Here is a 15,836-nt window from a genome sequence, read left to right on the forward strand (position 1 = left end):
GCCGACGGCCCCGGTCGTCCCGCACCTCGGTGCGGGCGCCGGGGCCGCTCCCGTTCCCCGTCCGTCCCGCCCACCGCGATCGAGGAGGCACCGCCATGGCCCGCCCGCCCCGCCGACCCTCCGCGCCCGGCTCCGCGCCCCGGCGTCCCGAGCCGGAGACGACCGCGGCCCCGGTGAAGCCCGGCGGGAAGAAGCCTTCCCCGTCCTCCGGTCCGGCGGCCGGCTCCTCCACCGGGGCGAAGCGCAGCGGCTCCTCGAGCCGCACCGGATCCCGCCCCGGCACCCCCCGCGCGGGCGGCTCCCGCCCCGCTCGGCCGAAGCAGCCTCCGGCGCCGCCCTCGTCGGCGTGGGTCGCCGGCGTCCGCGGCTCCGGGTTCACGCTCCTGATCATGGGCATCCTGATCCTGGCGGTCGTCGTGCTCGCGCCGAGCATCAAGACCTTCGTCGAGCAGCGTGCCGAGATCGCCGAGCTCCAGCGCACCGTCGACGAGGCGAAGACGCAGTCGCAGAACCTCGACGAGCAGCGCACGCGCTGGTCCGACCCCGCCTTCATCCGTGCGCAGGCCCGCGAGCGGCTCTACTTCGTCATGCCGGGCGAGGTCAGCTACCTGGTGCTCGACGACATCGCCGTCGCCCAGCAGGCGGAGCAGCCGGCGAGCGACTCCGTGCAGCAGACGCCGACCGACTGGGCGGGCGCGCTGCTGTCCTCGATCGCGGTCGCCGGCCTGGGCGAGCCGACGATCGACGAGCTCGCGCCGGCCGAGGAGCCCGCCCCGGCTCCCGCGGCCACCCCCGCACCCTGACCGCCCCGGCGTAGACTGGACCGTTCCGTCCGGTCCGACGTCCCCTGGAGCCCCCGTGACCACGCCCCCCTTCGACCCGCCCACCGAGCGCGACGTCGCCGTCGTCTCCGCCCAGCTGGGGCGTCCCGCCCGCGACGTGGTCGGCATCAGCGCGCGCTGCGTGTGCGGCAACCCGACGGTCGTCTCGACGAGTCCGCGGCTCGCCGACGGCACGCCGTTCCCGACCTTCTACTACCTCACCCACCCCGCCGCGACGGCCGCGATCTCGCAGCTCGAGGCGACCCAGGTGATGGCCGAGTACAACGAGCTCCTCGCCGAGGACGAGCAGGTGCGCGAGGCGTACGCCGCCGCGCACCGCGCGTTCCTGGCCGACCGCGAGAGCGTCGGCTCCGTGCCCGAGATCGCGGGCATCTCCTCCGGCGGCATGCCCGCCCGGGTCAAGTGCCTGCACGCGCTGGCGGCGCACTCGCTCGCGGCCGGTCCCGGAGTGAACCCGATCGGCGATCTCGCGCTCGCGCGGGCCGACTGGTCGCCCGAGCGCTGCGTCTGCCGCCCGTTCGAGCCCGACGGGGCCTGAGCGCTCGATCCCGCCGCCCGGGAACGCCCCGGTCGGCCCGCACTTCGCTAGACTTCCGATTCGTCGGGGTCAGTGCTGCCACCCGCCGTCGAGAGCGGGCACTTCGCGAGTAGTAGGGTGTTCGCACAGTCCATCCCTCTGGAGAGTTCACCGTGCCCAAAATCCTCATCGTCGGTGGCGGCTACGCCGGTTTCTACACCGCGTGGAAGCTCGAGAAGTACCTGCGCGCCGGCGAGGCCGAGGTGACGATCGTCGACCCGCTGCCGTACATGGCCTACCTGCCCTTCCTCCCGGAGGTGGCCGCCGGCTCGATCGAGCCGCGTCACGCCATCGTGTCGCTCCGCCGTCACCTGAAGAAGACCGCGATCCTCGCCGCGAAGGTCACGAAGATCGACCACGCCGCGAAGACCGCCGTGATCACTCCGACCGTGGGCGAGCCCTACGACTTCGAGTACGACCAGATCGTCATCACCGCCGGATCCGTCTCGCGCACCTTCCCGATCCCGGGCGTCGCCGACAACGCGATCGGCCTCAAGACGATCGAGGAGGCGACCGCGATCCGCGACCGCATCCTCACCAACTTCGACAAGGCGGCCACGCTCCCCGCCGGCCCCGAGCGCTCGCGCCTGCTGACCGTCACGGTCGTCGGCGGCGGCTTCGCCGGCATCGAGGTCTTCGCCGAGCTCCGCTCCTTCGCGAGCGCCCTGCTCAAGCGCTACCCCGAGATCGACTTCGAGGAGACGCAGTTCCACCTCGTCGAGGCGATGGGCCGCATCATGCCCGAGGTCGCCCTCGAGACGAGCCACTGGGTCCTGAAGAACCTCGACCAGCGCGGAGCGACGGTCCACCTCGACACGCAGCTCAAGTCGGCCGAGGGCGGCGTCATCGAGCTCTCGACCGGCCAGACCTTCGAGTCCGACCTGATCATCTGGACCGCCGGCGTCATGGCGAACCCGTCGATCAAGAACTCCGACCTCCCGATCGAGGAGCGCGGACGCCTGCGCGTGCGCCCCGACCTCCGCGTCGGCCACGACGACGTCCTCGTCGAGGGCGCCTGGGGCGCGGGCGACGCGACCGCGGTGCCCGACCTCACCGGAGGCGGCGTCGGCGGCTACTGCGTGCCGAACGCCCAGCACGCGGTGCGCCAGGGCAAGCTCATGGCCAAGAACATCGTGGCGGTCCTCCGCGGCGAGAAGCCGAAGGACTACTTCCACAAGAACGTCGGAGCGGTCGCCGGTCTCGGCATCGGCGTCGGCGTCTTCCAGTCCGGCAAGATCGCGATCAAGGGCTTCCCGGCCTGGGTCATGCACCGCGGCTACCACGGCCTGGCGATGCCCTCGTGGGAGCGCAAGTTCCGCGTGGTGTGGGGCTGGTGGAACAACCTCTGGCTCGGCCGCGACATCGCCTCGATCGAGGCCCGCGAGTACCCGCGCGGCTCCTTCGAGACCTACGCGTCGCGCCCGAAGCCGGCTCCGGCCGCCGCCGCTCCCGCCGCAGGCACCCCCGGCCCCGCCGGAGCGCCCGTCACGGTCGGCGGAGAGCCCGCGAAGTCCTGACCCCGCTCTCGCGGGGCGCGTGATCGCGCCCCGCGGAAGCCGCCCCCATAGCCCAATCGGCAGAGGCAGACGACTTAAAATCGTCTCAGTCTGGGTTCGAGTCCCAGTGGGGGCACCTCGCGAGCTCGTCGCGCGTGCCCGATCGACGCGTTCTGATCCGGATGCATGCTGCGCCGCTCGACCGGTCGGCGATGCGCGCCTCTTCGGAAGGCTCGGGACGGGCCCTCACCCGCCGGTTCGCGTCGTTCCGCCGAGGCTCGCCCGCGCGAGATGCCCCTGAACGGGGCATGACCCAGCCTCGGGCCCCGGTTCGCGTCGTTTCGAGGAGGCCCACCCGCGCGAGAAGCCCCGGAACGGGGCGTGATCAGCCCTCGGGCCCCGGTTCGCGTCGTATGAGGATGTTCCGGCCGAGCGAACGGGCTCGGGACGAGCCCTGCCGCCCCGGCCCGGAGGGGAATCGCTCCGCGGTCGAATCCGCCCGGTAGCGAGGCGAGCACGCTGCAGCGACGGGCCGGTCGAGTGCCCTCGGTCGAGCGCTCAGGCTGCTCGGGCGTGCGCGCTCCGCAGTCCGGTCGGGTCGGCCAGGAACCTGGCGGCGAGCACCTCGGTGATCTCGCCGGGGGTGCAGTCGGCGCAGAGGACCATCAGGTCCTCCGGGAAGGCCTCGTCCGCTCCGGAGCGATCGAGGACGACGGCATCGGTTCCACAGCTGCTGCATTCGATCATGCGGGTACCGTACGTCCGACCTCCGACATCCGGACCGAGTGGCCCGGCGGGTCCCGCGATCCGCAGGAGGAGTACGGCCGCGGCTACCGGTCGGTGCGGACCCCGTCAATCCCCGATCCGGCGCCGGCGGCTCGAATAGAGTCGTGGCCAGGCGGTTCCTCTGCCGGGATCGCGCGTGCGCCGTCCCAGCGGGAGCCGGAACCGTCCGTATCATCGGAGGGCGAGGTCGTACGGCCCCGTCCTCTTCTCGTGCCGCAGGGCACCGTACCGCACCGCCCGGAGACGGGTGGCAGGAGACCTCCATGGGGAAGCTGCTCTACGGCGCCTCGGGCGTCGAGATCGAATTCGACGACCGCACGCTCACGCACGTCCAGATCGTCATCGCGAACAAGCTGCGCCGTCGCGAGAGCTTCTTCTTCTCCTGGCGCGACGACCCGGCCGTGGGCGACGGCCGCTCGAGCATCTGGCTCGATCCCTCCGTGCCCCTCTACTTCAAGTACTTCGGCGGCCGCGTGCCCTCGATCAACCGCACCTGGATCGACCTCCTCACGGCGTCGGCCAACTCCTCCGGCGGACTGCAGCTCGTGCAGGAGCCGGACGCCGCGCCCACGCCGCCCCCGAAGGGCGAGCAGGGCCCGTAAGGGGTCTGCGCGCCCGCCGTCCTGCACCTCCCCGCACCCGTCAGGAAGAGCGACCATGAAGCGCGACGTCTCCGCCCACCTCACCCTCGACGTGGCGCGCCCCGCGTTCCTCGTGCTCTCGCTCGCGGTCGCGGCGGACTACGCGGCCGAGGAGTCGCTCACCGTGACCCTCGGCGGCGAGGCCGTCCGGCCCCGCGAGGTGCTCGACCAGCACGGTACGAGGCTGCACGTCCTCGAACCCGGGGTCGGCGAGCTGGTGATCGACTACTCCGCCCGCATCGAGGGCCGCCTCGCCCCGCTCGAGGGGGAGGAGGTCGACCGCCTGCGCTACCTGCGGCCGAGCCGGTACGCCGAGTCGGACATCCTGTGGGCGACCGCCCGGGCCGAGTTCGCCGGTCTCGCGGGCTCTGATCTGCTCGCCGCGGTGAGCTCCTGGGTGGGCACCCGACTCGCCTACGTCCCCGGCTCGAGTCTGCCCACCGACGGCGCCGAGCGGACGCTGCTCGCGCGGCAGGGGGTCTGCCGCGACTTCGCGCACCTCGTCGTGGCGCTGCTCCGGGCCCTGGACGTGCCGGCGCGCCTGGTCGCGGTGTACGCACCGGGCCTGCAGCCGATGGACTTCCACGCGGTCGCCGAGGCCTGGGTGGACGGGCAGTGGCGCGTCGTCGACGCGACCACCCTCGCTCCGCGGGGGAGCCTCGTGCGGATCGCCACGGGACGCGATGCCGCCGACACGGCGTTCCTCAGCGTCTACGACGGCGTGGCGACGTTGGGGGAGTTCACCGTGGGCGCGGTCGTGGACGTCCTGCCGGACGACGACGTGCGCGAGCCCGCGTCGATCGGCTGACGCCGCGCACGCGGAGCCGCTCCCGGCGCTACTGCTCCGGTTCGACGAACCGGCGCCACGCCCAGACGGACGTGCAGACGACGGTGAAGGCGACGACGGCGAAGACGACCGGTCCGGCGCCGCCCTCGGTCGCCCAGGCCGCGATCGTGGGCGTGAGCAGCAGGAACAGCACCGTCGTCGCTAGCAGCGTCAGTCCGAGCCACAGCGCGGGCGACCAGCGCAGGATGCTCTGCCCCGCCGGACGGCCCACGGGGAACAGGAGCACGACGCTCGAGCCGACCGCGAGCAGCGTCGTCGCGCTGAGGACCTCGGCGGTGAGGGCGCCGACGAAGGAGCCTCCAGCGGGGACGACGGCCGAGAGGCCCCACGCGAGACCCGCCAGACCCAGGAGGGAGACCACGCGCACCACCGCGAGCTTCGCTCGGTCGACCGCGGTCGCTCCGTCGGGCAGCATCAGGCCGATCACCACGCCGAACAGGAAGGCGGGATCGAGTCCGGCGAAGCGGGAGAGCAGCGCCGCGCCGGCCACGAGCAGCAGTGCGCGCGGGGACGCCACGACGCCGATGCCGGGCAGGCCCAGGCGCCGGCCGACGAGCGCGGGCACGCCGGCCGCCACCGCGTTCACCACGGCCGTGGCGAGGATCACGGCGATCAGCAGGCGGAGGTAGGCGGGCTCGCTGTCCACGCGGCCCGAGAGCAGGGCGAGGCCGGCTGCGCAGCCGATCATCCCGACCACCATCGTGCGGGTCGAGGCGGGCGCGCGGTCCGGCTTGTCGTCGTACTCCACTCGGGCGCGGTTGCGGCCCGTCAGCTGGAAAGCCCGCTCCTGCCGCGGTCCGCGCCCGGCGACGGCCAGACGGGCGGGGACGACCACGAGCGCCAGCGAGGCGACGGCCAGGGCGAGCGACCGCATCCAATCGGCTGCGGTGCCCAGCGGGGCTCCGGAGGAGAGGGCGGTCGTCATGCCGGTCGCCGCACTCCAGCTGCCCGGCTTCGGCGCGCCGCCGACGCCGGGGTCGGGGGCCGGCGCCGCTTCCGGGGTCGTCGGCTCGGGCAGCGGCACGGCGGTGGCGCCGCCGGTCGACTCCGGGGCGGGAGCGGCGGTCGGGGTGCTCGGCCGCACGGGCGCCGGAGTCCGGGTGGGCCGGGGCGACGCGGTGCTCGGCGCGGGGGACGGTGAGCCGGGGACGGCCGACGGCGCGGCGCCCGGCGTGGTGGCTCCGGGCGTCGCGGCGGGGGTCGGAGCGGTCGCCGAGGGTGTCGGCGTCGAGGCCGCGAACGTCGCGTCGATCCACGGGCTCGGGGAGCCGTAGTTGCCGGCGGCGTCGCCCAGGATCGCCGAGACGCGGTGCGGGCCCGCGGTGACGGTGCCGCCGGTGCAGGTCCAGACGCCTCCGCTCACCGCCGCATCGCAGGTGTTGACCCGGTCCACGTAGACGTAGGCGCGCGTGCCGTCGACGCCGGTGCCCGCGTAGACGGCCCCGGTGATCGGGAGGGAGGCGCCGGCACCGGGGGAGGTGATCCGGGGTGCGGGTGGTGCGGCGGTGTCGACCACGAGCCGGACGGCGGCGCTCGGCTCGGAGACCGTGCGCCCGGCGAACGAGGCGCTCTGCGTCGCGGTCACGCGGTAGCTGCCGGGGGTCGGAGTGGGCGCGAGCTGGCAGAACCACGCGCCGGAGCGATCCGCGGTCGCCAGGCACGCCGCTCCGCCGTCGCTCGTCACGGCCACGGCGGCGCCCGGGTAGGCGGTGCCGCGGACGGAGCCCGCCGACGTCGCGGAGCCGTCGACTGACTGGATGACCGGGGGGCTGAGGACGGCGACCTGCACGGTCGCGGTGGTCGTGCCTCCGGAGGCGAGGAGCTCGACCGCGTTCAGCACGAGGGGGCCGTCGTCGAGGTCGGCGCGGCAGCTCCAGGTGTCATCGGAGGCGACCGTCGTGATGCAGAAGGGATCGCCGCCGCCGCGCACACCGACCTGGATCTCGTTCCCCGCCGTTCCCGTCCCGGTGACGGTCGTCGGGCCGCCCGAGATCACGGACCGTGCCGCGGGGGAGGTGATCGAGAGCGGGGCTGCGGCGATGGCGCTCGGCGCCAGCACGGCCGCGGCGAACGCGAGGAGGGCGAGGAGGACGGCGGGTCGCCGTGATGCGCGTGCGGCCCGACGGCTCGGCGTCCTCGCGTCCGGACCCCGGCCCGCGAGGGCTCGACGGCGCAGGGTCATCGGGACGCCCGATGAACCCCCCGGTACTGCTGCGTCGACTCTCGGTGGCACTGTGCGTCCATTGCACGGGCGCCCGCGGGCACTGTCAAGCGGGCACGCCCGTCGTCACCGGATGGACACCGAACCGGTCCTGTGCGGGGGAGCGCGCACCCGGTGGGAGAGCGCTTCCGCGAGAATACCTCCATCGACCCTTTCGGAGGAAGCATGAGCGAGGACGCGGCGCGCGGACGCGACAGGCGGCAGGTGCGCGCCGAGGCCGCGCGCTTCGACGACCCGCGCGAGCTGGGACGGCTCCTGCCCTCCGGGCTGCGGATCGGCCTGGCGCAGAGCGCCTTCCAGACCGAGGGATCGCTCGAGACCGGCGGCCGCGGCCGATCCGTGTGGGACGACTTCGCGCTGCGGCGCGGCACCATCGCCGAGGAGGCGACGCCCGAGGTCGCGACCGACTTCCTCCTGCGCTGGCGCGAGGATCTCGCCCTGCTCGTCGATCTCGGCGCGGACGAGCTGAGGCTCTCGCTCTCGTGGCCGCGCGTGCAGCCCGACGGCAGGGGGCCGCTGGACCGCGGCGGGATCGGCTTCTACGACCGCCTGCTCGACGCGCTCGCCGAGGCAGGGATCCGCGTGGTGCTGACGCTGCACCACCGCGACACCCCCTCCGCCCTCGGCGCCGGCTGGATGGACCGCGACACCGCGTTCCGCTTCGGCGACCTGGCGTTCGACGTCGGCGCGAAGCTGGGCGACCGCGTCGACGACTGGGTCACGCTCGACCAGCCGTCCACCGTGATGCTCGAGGGGTACGCGCTCACCCGGCAGGCGCCGGCGGCGGGGCGCCTCCTGAACGCCCTGCCCGCGCTGCACCACCAGCTGCTCGGCCACGGCGTCGCCGTCGAGGCGCTGCGGGCGGCGGAGGTGCGGGGCAGGATCGGTCTCGTCGACGCTCTGGCGCCGGTCGAGCCCGCGAGCGGCTCCGAGGCCGACATCGCGTGGGCCGGGCTCGCCGACGTCCTCCGCAACCGGCTCGTGGCCGACGCGGTGCTCACCGGCGCGTACCCGCAGGGTCCCGAGGAGCTGCCGCCGTTCCTCGAGCGCCTGGCCCGGGTCGATCCCCGGGACCTCGAGCGGCTGTCGGCCCCGCTCGACTTCTACGCCGTGGCTCCGCTGCCGCCGCAGCGCATCGCGGCGGGACGCGATCCGCACGCGCCGACCGGCGTCGGTGCGCCTCCGGTGCTGCCGTTCCACGAGCGGCCCTGGCCGGAGCTGGACCGGACGGGCGACGGCTCGCCCTCGGCCCCGTGGGCGCCGGTGTCGGTCCTCCGGGCGCTGGTCGAGCGGTACGGCGAGGCGCTGCCTCCGCTGGTCGTCACCGCCCTCGGCGCGAGCTTCCCCGACGTGCTCGACCAGGACGGCGCGATCGTCGACACCGAGCGGATCCGCTGGCTCGGCTCGCACCTCGGTGCGCTCGCCGAGGCGGTGCACGAGGGCCTCCCGGTCGAGTCGGTGCAGCTCTGGACTCTCGTGGACGCGTTCGAGTGGCAGCACGGCTACACCCGCCCGCACGGGCTCGTCGCCCTGGACGCGCGCGGCGGCGACCGGGTGCCCAAGGCGTCGTTCGACTGGCTGCGACGGGTGCTCGACGCGCGCTCCTGACCGCTCGTCCGGCCGTGCGTGCGAGACTTCCGCGGTGCGCAGCCTCCTCGCCCTCGCCTCGATCCTCCACGCCGAGCCCGCTCCGGCGCTCGCCGCCCTCGCCGACGTGCTCGCCGTCGACGACGGCTTCGCCCGCACGGCGGACGGGTTCGAGCGGCGCCTGCCGGTAGCGGGCCTCGAGCAGTGGCGGGTCCTCGCCGACGAGGAGGGAGCCCGCGTCGAGTGCGAGTTCGTCGCGCCGGCGGCCTCCTCCGCTCTCGCGGGCGTCCTCGGGCGGCGACGCCTCCGCGAGGCGCCGGAGCGGTTCCGCGCCGTCGTCACGGCGGTCGCGGATCGCGTCGAGCCGCGCTGAGCGTCGCGCATCCGCCCTGGTCGCGACGCCGATCGGGGAATGCCCGAGCACTACTCGGTGTTGTCTAGGGATGACGGGGCGGGGCTCGGAGCCCGGCCCACCGGACCGCTCGGAGGAGCACGACGCAGATGGCAGGAACAGGCATGAACAAGGGACGTGGGACGCGCGGCGGCGACGAGGAGATCGTCTACCGCCGCCACGCGAACGGACGCGGCATGGTCGCACCCGGCTCGCGCGTCTCGGCGTCCGCGTACGTCGAGACGGGCGCCTACGTGGAGCCCGGCGCGACGGTCGGCGAGCGCGCCTGGATCGGCGCCGGGAGCTGGGTCGACCGGGACGCGATGATCGGGCACAGCGCCTTCATCGGCGCGAACGTGCACGTCGGGCCCGAGGCGATCATCGGGCCGGGAGCCCGCATCGGCAGCTACACCCGCATCGGCGGCTCGGCCGTCGTCGCGACGGGTGCACGGGTCGACCGCGACACCGTCGTGCCGGCCGGCGGCCGCTACGGCGCCGAGGAGAGCACCCGCGAGGCGGGCAGGCGCGCCGCCTGAGCCCTCCCACCAGGACGACCCTGTTCCGCCGCCGCCCGGTCTCAGGTGGCCCGGAATAGGGTCGTTCCCATGTTCGAACTCCACCACCTCAGCGCCCAGGAGCAGTGGGACTGGCTGCAGCGCGGCGAGGTCTCGCCGCTCGAGCTGGTCGACCACTACCTCGCCCGGATCGAGCGCTGGAACGGCGAGCTGGGCGCCTTCACGACCGTGACGCCCGACGCGGCCCGGGAGCGCGCCGTGGACCTCGCCCACGGATCCGTCCCGCGCACGGCCGCCCTCTGGGGCCTGGCGAGCGGGGACAAGGACCTGTGGCGCCGCCGCGGCGTCCGGACCACGTCCGGATCGCGACTGCGCGAGTCCTTCGTGCCCGACGCCTCCGACGAGATCGTCGAGGTGCTCGACGCGGCGGGGGCGATCAGCGTGGGCAAGACCGCGGCTCCCGAGTTCGGCATGCCCTCCTACACCGAGAGCCGGGTCGGACCGCCCACGGTGACGCCGTGGGACACGCGCCTGGGTGCCGGGGGGTCGAGCGGAGGAGCGGCGGCGGCCGTGGCCGCGGGGCTCCTGCCGTTCGCGCCGGCGTCCGACGGCGGCGGCTCGATCCGCATCCCGGCCGCCGCGTGCGGACTGGTGGGGCTCAAGCCCTCGCGCGGGCGCGTGCCGGCGATGTCGGGGGTGGGAGGAGTCGGCGGGCTCGTCGTGGCGGGTCCGATCGCGCGCTCGGTCGCCGACGCGGGGCTCCTGCTCGAGGGGCTGCTTGAACGCCGCAACGGCCGAATCCCGCATCCCTACTCGGTGGCCGCTCCGGAGGATCGCGAGGGCTCGTTCCTGGGCGCCGCGATCCGAGGGGAGGGGCGCTTCCAGATCGGCGTGCTCACCGCCTCGCCGTGGGACGACGTGCAGGACATCCGCCTCGAGCCCGAGGCGCAGGCCGCTTTCGACGAGGGGATCGCCGCCCTCTCGGCACTGGGCCACGGACTCGACGACGCCTTCCTGCCGCCGAGCAGCGCCTACCCGGCCGCGTTCAGGACCCTGTGGCAGAGCGGCGCGTCGACCCTGCCGGTCGAGGCGCCCGCGGACCTCGAGCTCCTCGAGCCGCTGACCCGCTGGCTCGTCGTCGAGGGCCGACGTCTCGGCGCCCGCGACGTCGTGGAGGCGGTGTCGGTCCTGACGGCCTTCGAGCGCGCGCTGATCGCCGCCTTCTCGAGCTTCGACGCCGTGCTAGCGCCCGCGATGACGATGACCCCGCGCCCGGTCGGCTGGTACGACGCCGAGGACCCGGAGCGGAACTTCGCGCAGCAGGTGCAGTACACGCCGTTCACCTCGTTCGTGAACGTCGCCGGGCTCCCGGCGATCACTCTGCCCCTCTCGATGACGGACAGCGGCCTGCCGATGGGGATCCAGCTGATCGGACGGCCCGGCGGAGAGGCGGTGCTCCTGTCGATCGGCGCGCAGCTGGAGCGCCGCGCGCGCTGGCAGCGGCGGCATCCCCCGCAGTGGTGACCCGTCACTCCGGCAGATCCTCAGCCGGAGCACTATCCGCTTAGGTAAGGCATGCCTATACTTGCCTCGATGTGCATGTTCGAGGGACGAGACGGCTCGGAGCCGGTCGACGTCAAGCAGTACCTGATCGCGGGCGACGAGACCGTCGTGCCGTGGATCCAGAGCGTGCTCGACTCCCTCCCCGCGAACGCCCGGGGCCAGGTGTTCGTCGAGGTCGACGACGCGCGAGGACTGCCCCCGCTCTCGGCTCCCGGCCGCGTCACCGTCACCTGGCTCGGCCGCTCGACGCGCTCCGGCGCCCCGGGCACGGGCTCCCTGTGCCGCCGCGGAATGGCCCTGGAGCGCGCTGTGCGGGCCTGGGTGGGCGAGATGTCCGTCGTCGACGGCGACTACCCGTGGTCGGACGAGCGTCACGACTTCTGCGCGTGGGTCGGGGGAGCGGGGCCGCTCATCGCCGAGCTCGCTGCCGATGTCGAGGCGCGACTGCGCGTCTCGGCCGAGCACGCCGCCCGCTGAACTGTCCGCGGGGTTAGGTGAGGCTCACCTCACCGTGCGATACTGAGCCGATGCCTCCGACGACCGCCGCCCCCGCCCGCCCGGCCTACCGGCCGTACCTCGCGACCGTCTCCCGGGCGACGAGGATCGCTCCGCACTTCATCCGGGTGACCCTCACGGGCGACGACCTCGACTCCGTCGGCTGCACCGGGCCCGACCAGCGGATCAAGCTCGTGGTCCCGACCGCGACCTCCAGCGCCCGCGACTTCCTGGCGTCCGTCGCCGATGCCGACGGCCCGGACGGAGTCGCCGCAGACTGGTACGGCCGCTGGCGCACCCTGCCCGACGAGCAGCGGAACCCCCTGCGCACCTACACGATCCGCGCCGTCCGACCGGACGCCTCCGAGATCGACGTCGACTTCGTCGCGCACGGCGACTCCGGCCCCGCCTCGGCCTGGGTCGGCACCGCCGCGCCCGGCTCCGAGGTCGTCATCATCGCCCCCGACACCCGCTCCGAGCTGCCCGGCGGCGGCGTCGAGTGGCACCCCGGAGCGGCGACGTCGCTCCTGCTCGCCGGCGACGAGACCGCCGTCCCCGCGATCGGCGCGATCCTCGAGAGCCTCCCGGCCGACGCCTCCGGAGCCGCGTTCCTCGAGGTGCCCACCGCCGAGGATCGCCTGACGCTGCGCCACCCGGCCGGTGTGCAGGTCACCTGGCTCGTCCGCGAGAGCGGAGCCGACTGCGGAGCGGCGCTCGACGCCTCCGTCCGCGCCTGGTCGACCCGCTTCCTCACGGCGCACCACCGCGGCGTCGAGGTGTCGGACGTCGACATCGACAGCGGGATCCTCTGGGAGGTGCCCGAGGAGAGCACCGACCCCGGCCTCTACGCCTGGATCGCGGGCGAGGCCGGAGCGGTCAAGCGCATCCGCCGCTGCCTCGTGACCGAGCTCGGCGTCGACCGCAAGCGCGTCGCCTTCATGGGGTACTGGCGCCTCGGCCGCTCCGAAGCCAACTAGCCGAGCGGGCCGCGGGAACGCCGTCTGCAGCGTTGTCGTCGCTCCGCGTGGTTCCACCACGCGGAGCTCATCCGCCTTGCAGCCGACGCCCCCGCGACCCGCTCGGGGGCGTCTCGATCAGAGCGTCGGAGGTAGCCCCACCAGGCGGCTCGAGAGGTCCCAGAGGTCGGTCCCGAGCACGCGGTCCCGGGCCTGCTTGGCGACGCCGCCGTGGGGCTTGAGGCCGTCGAAGTAGGTGCCGCTCGCGGCGCCGACGTCGGGCTCCGAGCAGAGCGTGATCAACGGCACGGCGCCGGCCTCGGCGGTCATGCCGTAGGAGCCGGACGTGAGCGTCTGCATCGCCTTCATGACGCGGGAGTCGGCTCCGAAGCCGGTGGCGACGAAGCCGGGGTGGAACGAGTAGGCGTCGACGGCGGTCGGCAGCAGGCGCTCGGCGAGCTCGCGGATGAAGAGGATCGTGGCGAGCTTGGAGGTGCCGTAGGCGCTCCAGCCGCCCAGCCACGGGCCCTTCCTGCGATCGAGGTCCTCGAGCGACAGGCGGCCGAACCGGTTGGCGACGCTCGCCGTCGAGACGACGCGGGCGCCGGGACGCGACGCTCCCGTTTCGATCAGGCGCGGCAGCAGGAGCCGGGTGAGGAGGAACGGCGCCAGATGGTTGCTCTGGATGGTCCGCTCGTGGCCGTCGGCCGTCGTGCCGCGCTCCGAGACGAGGCCTCCGGCGTTGTTGGCGAGCACGTCGATCCCGTCGAAGCGCTCGAGGAGCGACGCGGCGAGGGCCCGCACGTCGTTGAGGCGGTCGAAGTCGGCGACGAACGGCAGGCCTCCCACGTCCTCGGCGACGGAGCGGGTCCGCTCGGGGTTGCGGCCGACGACCGCGACGGTCGCCCCCGCCTGGGCCAGCTCGCCCGCGGCGACCTTCCCGATCCCGGAGCTCGCTCCGGTGAGCACGACGACGCGCCCCTTCATGTCAGCGACCACGGAGGTATCCGCCCTTCTCGAGACCGGCTTCGATCTCGAATCGATTGCGCAGCGGATCGCGACCCGCCACGAGGTACGCGAACGGGAACCACATCCCGTAGCGCTTCCACTGCTGCACGTGCACGGCCTCGTGCTCGAGGACGCGGTCCGACGCGTTGGCACCCGTCAGATAGCTGATGCCCACGCACGACCCGCCGCGCCCGTAGGCCCAGTCGGGCAGTCCGCGGAAGACGACGAGGCCGTTCCGGCGCTCGATCCGCCCGGTGCTCCAGACGAACCCCCACACGAGGCCCACCGCGCAGCCGAAGAGGTAGCCGGGGCGGGTGACCGCGGGGTCGAGGGCGACGACGGCGACCGCCCGGCGCAGGGCGCTCACGCGCTGTCGCGCCCGTAGGTCTCGAGCAGGCGCAGCCACACCTCGCTGATGGTCGGGTAGGAGGGCACGGCGTGCCAGAGGCGCGAGAGCGGCACCTCGCCGACGACGGCGATCGTCGCGGAGTGGATCAGCTCGCCGACCTCCTTGCCGACGAAGGTGACTCCGAGCACGACCCGGCGCTCCTCGTCCACGACCATGCGGGCGGTGCCGGTGTAGCCGACCGCGGCCAGCGAGGCTCCGGCGACCGAGCCGATCTCGTAGTCGACGACGCGCGTGCGGTAGCCCGCCTCCTCGGCGGCGGCCGCCGTCAGTCCGACCGAGGCGACCTCCGGGTCGGTGAAGACGACCTGGGGAACGGCCTCGTGGTCGGCGGTCGCCACGTGCGCACCCCACGGGGCGTCGAGCACGGCGGCGCCAGTGGCACGAGCCACGATCACGTCGCCCGCGGCGCGCGCCTGGTACTTGCCCTGGTGGGTGAGGAGCGCCCGGTGGTTCACGTCGCCGACTCCGTAGAGCCACGGCGAGGAGCCGCCGATCGGTGCGCCGTCGGCGCCGAGCACGAGCATCGTGTCGTCGACGGTGAGCGAGGTCCCGGGCTCGAGGCCCACGCTCTCGAGCCCGATGTCGCGCGTGTGCGGGGCGCGGCCCGTCGCCGCCAGGATCTCGTCGGCCTCGATCACGTCGCCGCCCTCGAGGGTGACCGCGACGCCGCCGTCGGAGCGGCGCTCGACCGCGGCGGGCGAGGCGCCGAGCCGGACGTCGACGCCGAGCTCGCGGAGGGAGTCGCCGACCAGCGCCCCGGCGAACGGCTCGAACGGAGCGAGGAGCCCGCTGCGCGCGAGCAGGGTGACGGAGGAGCCCATACCGGCGTAGGCGGTCGCCATCTCGACCGCGACGACTCCGCCTCCGACGATCACGAGGCGCGGCGGAACGGTCTCGGCGCTCGTCGCCTCGCGGCTCGTCCAGGGAGCGGCGTCGCGGAGCCCCGGCACGTCGGGCACGAGGGCGGTCGTGCCGGTCGCCACTGCTACGGCCGCGCGCGCGCGGAGCACCCGCTCCGTGCCGTCGGGGGCCGTCACGGTCACCTCGCGCTCACCGCTCAGGCGGCCGTGGCCGCGGACGAGCTCGATGCCCGCTCCCTCGAGCCACTGCACCTGGCCGTGGTCGTCGAAGCCGCTCGTGACGGAGTCGCGGTGCGCGAGGAGCGCGGCGACGTCCACTCCGCCCGAGACCGCCTGGGCCGCCCCGGGGAGGTCGCGTGCGGCGCGCAGTGCCATCGGCGCCCGCAGCAGCGCCTTTGACGGCATGCACGCCCAGTAGGAGCACTCGCCGCCCACGAGCTCGCTCTCGACGATCGCGGCGGTGAGGCCGCCCTGCACGGCCCGGTCGGCGATGTTCTCGCCCACGGGGCCGGCTCCGATGACGATCAGGTCGAATTCGTCGGCCGTGCTGCTGTCGGTGCTCATGGTGTCCAGATCCTTCTCGGGCGGCGGCCCGTGACTGCTGACCCGGGACGGTGCGTCCCGGAGGGGGCCGGCGTGCGC

The 15,836-nt window shown here is 74.2% G+C and carries 16 protein-coding genes and 1 tRNA gene; 12 read left to right on the forward strand and 5 right to left on the reverse strand.

Annotated features, from left to right (window positions below; genetic code table 11):
* Positions 1 to 95: 95 nt before the first annotated feature.
* From LRG51_RS16850 to LRG51_RS16865, 4 genes are all read left to right on the forward strand, one after another.
* Positions 96 to 803 (forward strand): FtsB family cell division protein, encoded by a 708-nt coding sequence (locus LRG51_RS16850; RefSeq protein ID WP_055793718.1) that lies wholly within the window; start codon positions 96 to 98, stop codon positions 801 to 803.
* Between the two features lie 55 nt (positions 804 to 858).
* Positions 859 to 1,380 carry a DUF501 domain-containing protein gene (locus LRG51_RS16855; RefSeq protein WP_055793716.1) on the forward strand — a complete coding sequence of 174 codons (522 nt, stop codon included), beginning with the start codon at positions 859 to 861 and terminating at the stop codon, positions 1,378 to 1,380.
* 152 nt (positions 1,381 to 1,532) lie between these two features.
* Positions 1,533 to 2,936 (forward strand): NAD(P)/FAD-dependent oxidoreductase, encoded by a 1,404-nt coding sequence (locus tag LRG51_RS16860; RefSeq protein ID WP_107575542.1) that lies wholly within the window; start codon positions 1,533 to 1,535, stop codon positions 2,934 to 2,936.
* 41 nt (positions 2,937 to 2,977) lie between these two features.
* Positions 2,978 to 3,051 (forward strand) — tRNA-Leu (locus tag LRG51_RS16865).
* Between the two features lie 422 nt (positions 3,052 to 3,473).
* Here the strand turns inward: LRG51_RS16865 and LRG51_RS16870 are convergent.
* Complete coding sequence (locus LRG51_RS16870; RefSeq protein ID WP_230673853.1) at positions 3,474 to 3,662, reverse strand: hypothetical protein; 189 nt, start codon at positions 3,660 to 3,662, stop codon at positions 3,474 to 3,476.
* 302 nt (positions 3,663 to 3,964) lie between these two features.
* Between LRG51_RS16870 and LRG51_RS16875 the strand changes: the two genes are divergently transcribed.
* Positions 3,965 to 4,303, forward strand: a complete 339-nt coding sequence (locus tag LRG51_RS16875) for a DUF7882 family protein (protein ID WP_055793712.1) — start codon at positions 3,965 to 3,967, stop codon at positions 4,301 to 4,303.
* 55 nt (positions 4,304 to 4,358) lie between these two features.
* Positions 4,359 to 5,150 carry a transglutaminase-like domain-containing protein gene (locus tag LRG51_RS16880; RefSeq protein WP_055793711.1) on the forward strand — a complete coding sequence of 264 codons (792 nt, stop codon included), beginning with the start codon at positions 4,359 to 4,361 and terminating at the stop codon, positions 5,148 to 5,150.
* 28 nt (positions 5,151 to 5,178) lie between these two features.
* Here LRG51_RS16880 and LRG51_RS16885 read toward each other — a convergent pair whose 3' ends face one another.
* A complete protein-coding gene (locus tag LRG51_RS16885; protein WP_055793709.1) occupies positions 5,179 to 7,371 on the reverse strand; it encodes a hypothetical protein in 2,193 nt (730 codons plus the stop codon).
* A 204-nt stretch (positions 7,372 to 7,575) separates the two neighbouring features.
* Between LRG51_RS16885 and LRG51_RS16890 the strand changes: the two genes are divergently transcribed.
* The 6 genes from LRG51_RS16890 to LRG51_RS16915 all read left to right on the forward strand — a co-directional run bounded on the left by LRG51_RS16890 (position 7,576) and on the right by LRG51_RS16915 (position 12,938).
* Positions 7,576 to 9,018 carry a glycoside hydrolase family 1 protein gene (locus tag LRG51_RS16890; RefSeq protein ID WP_230673855.1) on the forward strand — a complete coding sequence of 481 codons (1,443 nt, stop codon included), beginning with the start codon at positions 7,576 to 7,578 and terminating at the stop codon, positions 9,016 to 9,018.
* A gap of 34 nt (positions 9,019 to 9,052) precedes the next feature.
* The gene (locus tag LRG51_RS16895; protein WP_055793705.1) at positions 9,053 to 9,370 is read left to right on the forward strand and encodes a hypothetical protein; all 318 of its coding nucleotides are present in this window, start codon (positions 9,053 to 9,055) and stop codon (positions 9,368 to 9,370) included.
* Positions 9,371 to 9,513: 143 nt separating this feature from the next.
* The gene (locus tag LRG51_RS16900; protein WP_055793703.1) at positions 9,514 to 9,924 is read left to right on the forward strand and encodes a hypothetical protein; all 411 of its coding nucleotides are present in this window, start codon (positions 9,514 to 9,516) and stop codon (positions 9,922 to 9,924) included.
* 69 nt (positions 9,925 to 9,993) lie between these two features.
* Positions 9,994 to 11,427, forward strand: coding sequence for an amidase (locus tag LRG51_RS16905; protein ID WP_055793702.1), 1,434 nt, complete (start codon positions 9,994 to 9,996; stop codon positions 11,425 to 11,427).
* A gap of 75 nt (positions 11,428 to 11,502) precedes the next feature.
* Positions 11,503 to 11,943, forward strand: a complete 441-nt coding sequence (locus LRG51_RS16910) for an SIP domain-containing protein (protein ID WP_230673857.1) — start codon at positions 11,503 to 11,505, stop codon at positions 11,941 to 11,943.
* Positions 11,944 to 11,993: 50 nt separating this feature from the next.
* Positions 11,994 to 12,938: a siderophore-interacting protein gene (locus LRG51_RS16915; RefSeq protein ID WP_055793698.1), complete on the forward strand. Its 945-nt coding sequence runs from the start codon at positions 11,994 to 11,996 to the stop codon at positions 12,936 to 12,938.
* Between the two features lie 117 nt (positions 12,939 to 13,055).
* On the opposite strand, the gene LRG51_RS16920 is transcribed toward LRG51_RS16915, so the two are convergent.
* Genes LRG51_RS16920 through LRG51_RS16930 form a run of 3 tightly spaced genes read right to left on the reverse strand, consistent with a single transcriptional unit; the run spans position 13,056 to position 15,758 of the window.
* Positions 13,056 to 13,916, reverse strand: a complete 861-nt coding sequence (locus LRG51_RS16920) for an SDR family NAD(P)-dependent oxidoreductase (protein WP_230673858.1) — start codon at positions 13,914 to 13,916, stop codon at positions 13,056 to 13,058.
* The gene (locus LRG51_RS16925; protein ID WP_230673862.1) at positions 13,906 to 14,292 is read right to left on the reverse strand and encodes a Fe-S oxidoreductase; all 387 of its coding nucleotides are present in this window, start codon (positions 14,290 to 14,292) and stop codon (positions 13,906 to 13,908) included. The genes LRG51_RS16920 and LRG51_RS16925 overlap by 11 nt, the downstream gene beginning before the upstream one ends.
* Positions 14,289 to 15,758 carry a dihydrolipoyl dehydrogenase family protein gene (locus LRG51_RS16930; RefSeq protein WP_230673865.1) on the reverse strand — a complete coding sequence of 490 codons (1,470 nt, stop codon included), beginning with the start codon at positions 15,756 to 15,758 and terminating at the stop codon, positions 14,289 to 14,291. The genes LRG51_RS16925 and LRG51_RS16930 overlap by 4 nt, the downstream gene beginning before the upstream one ends.
* Between the last annotated feature and the right edge of the window lie 78 nt (positions 15,759 to 15,836).

It is taken from the genome of Rathayibacter sp. Leaf248 (genome assembly GCF_920939495.1).
GTDB classification, from domain to species: domain Bacteria; phylum Actinomycetota; class Actinomycetes; order Actinomycetales; family Microbacteriaceae; genus Rathayibacter; species Rathayibacter caricis.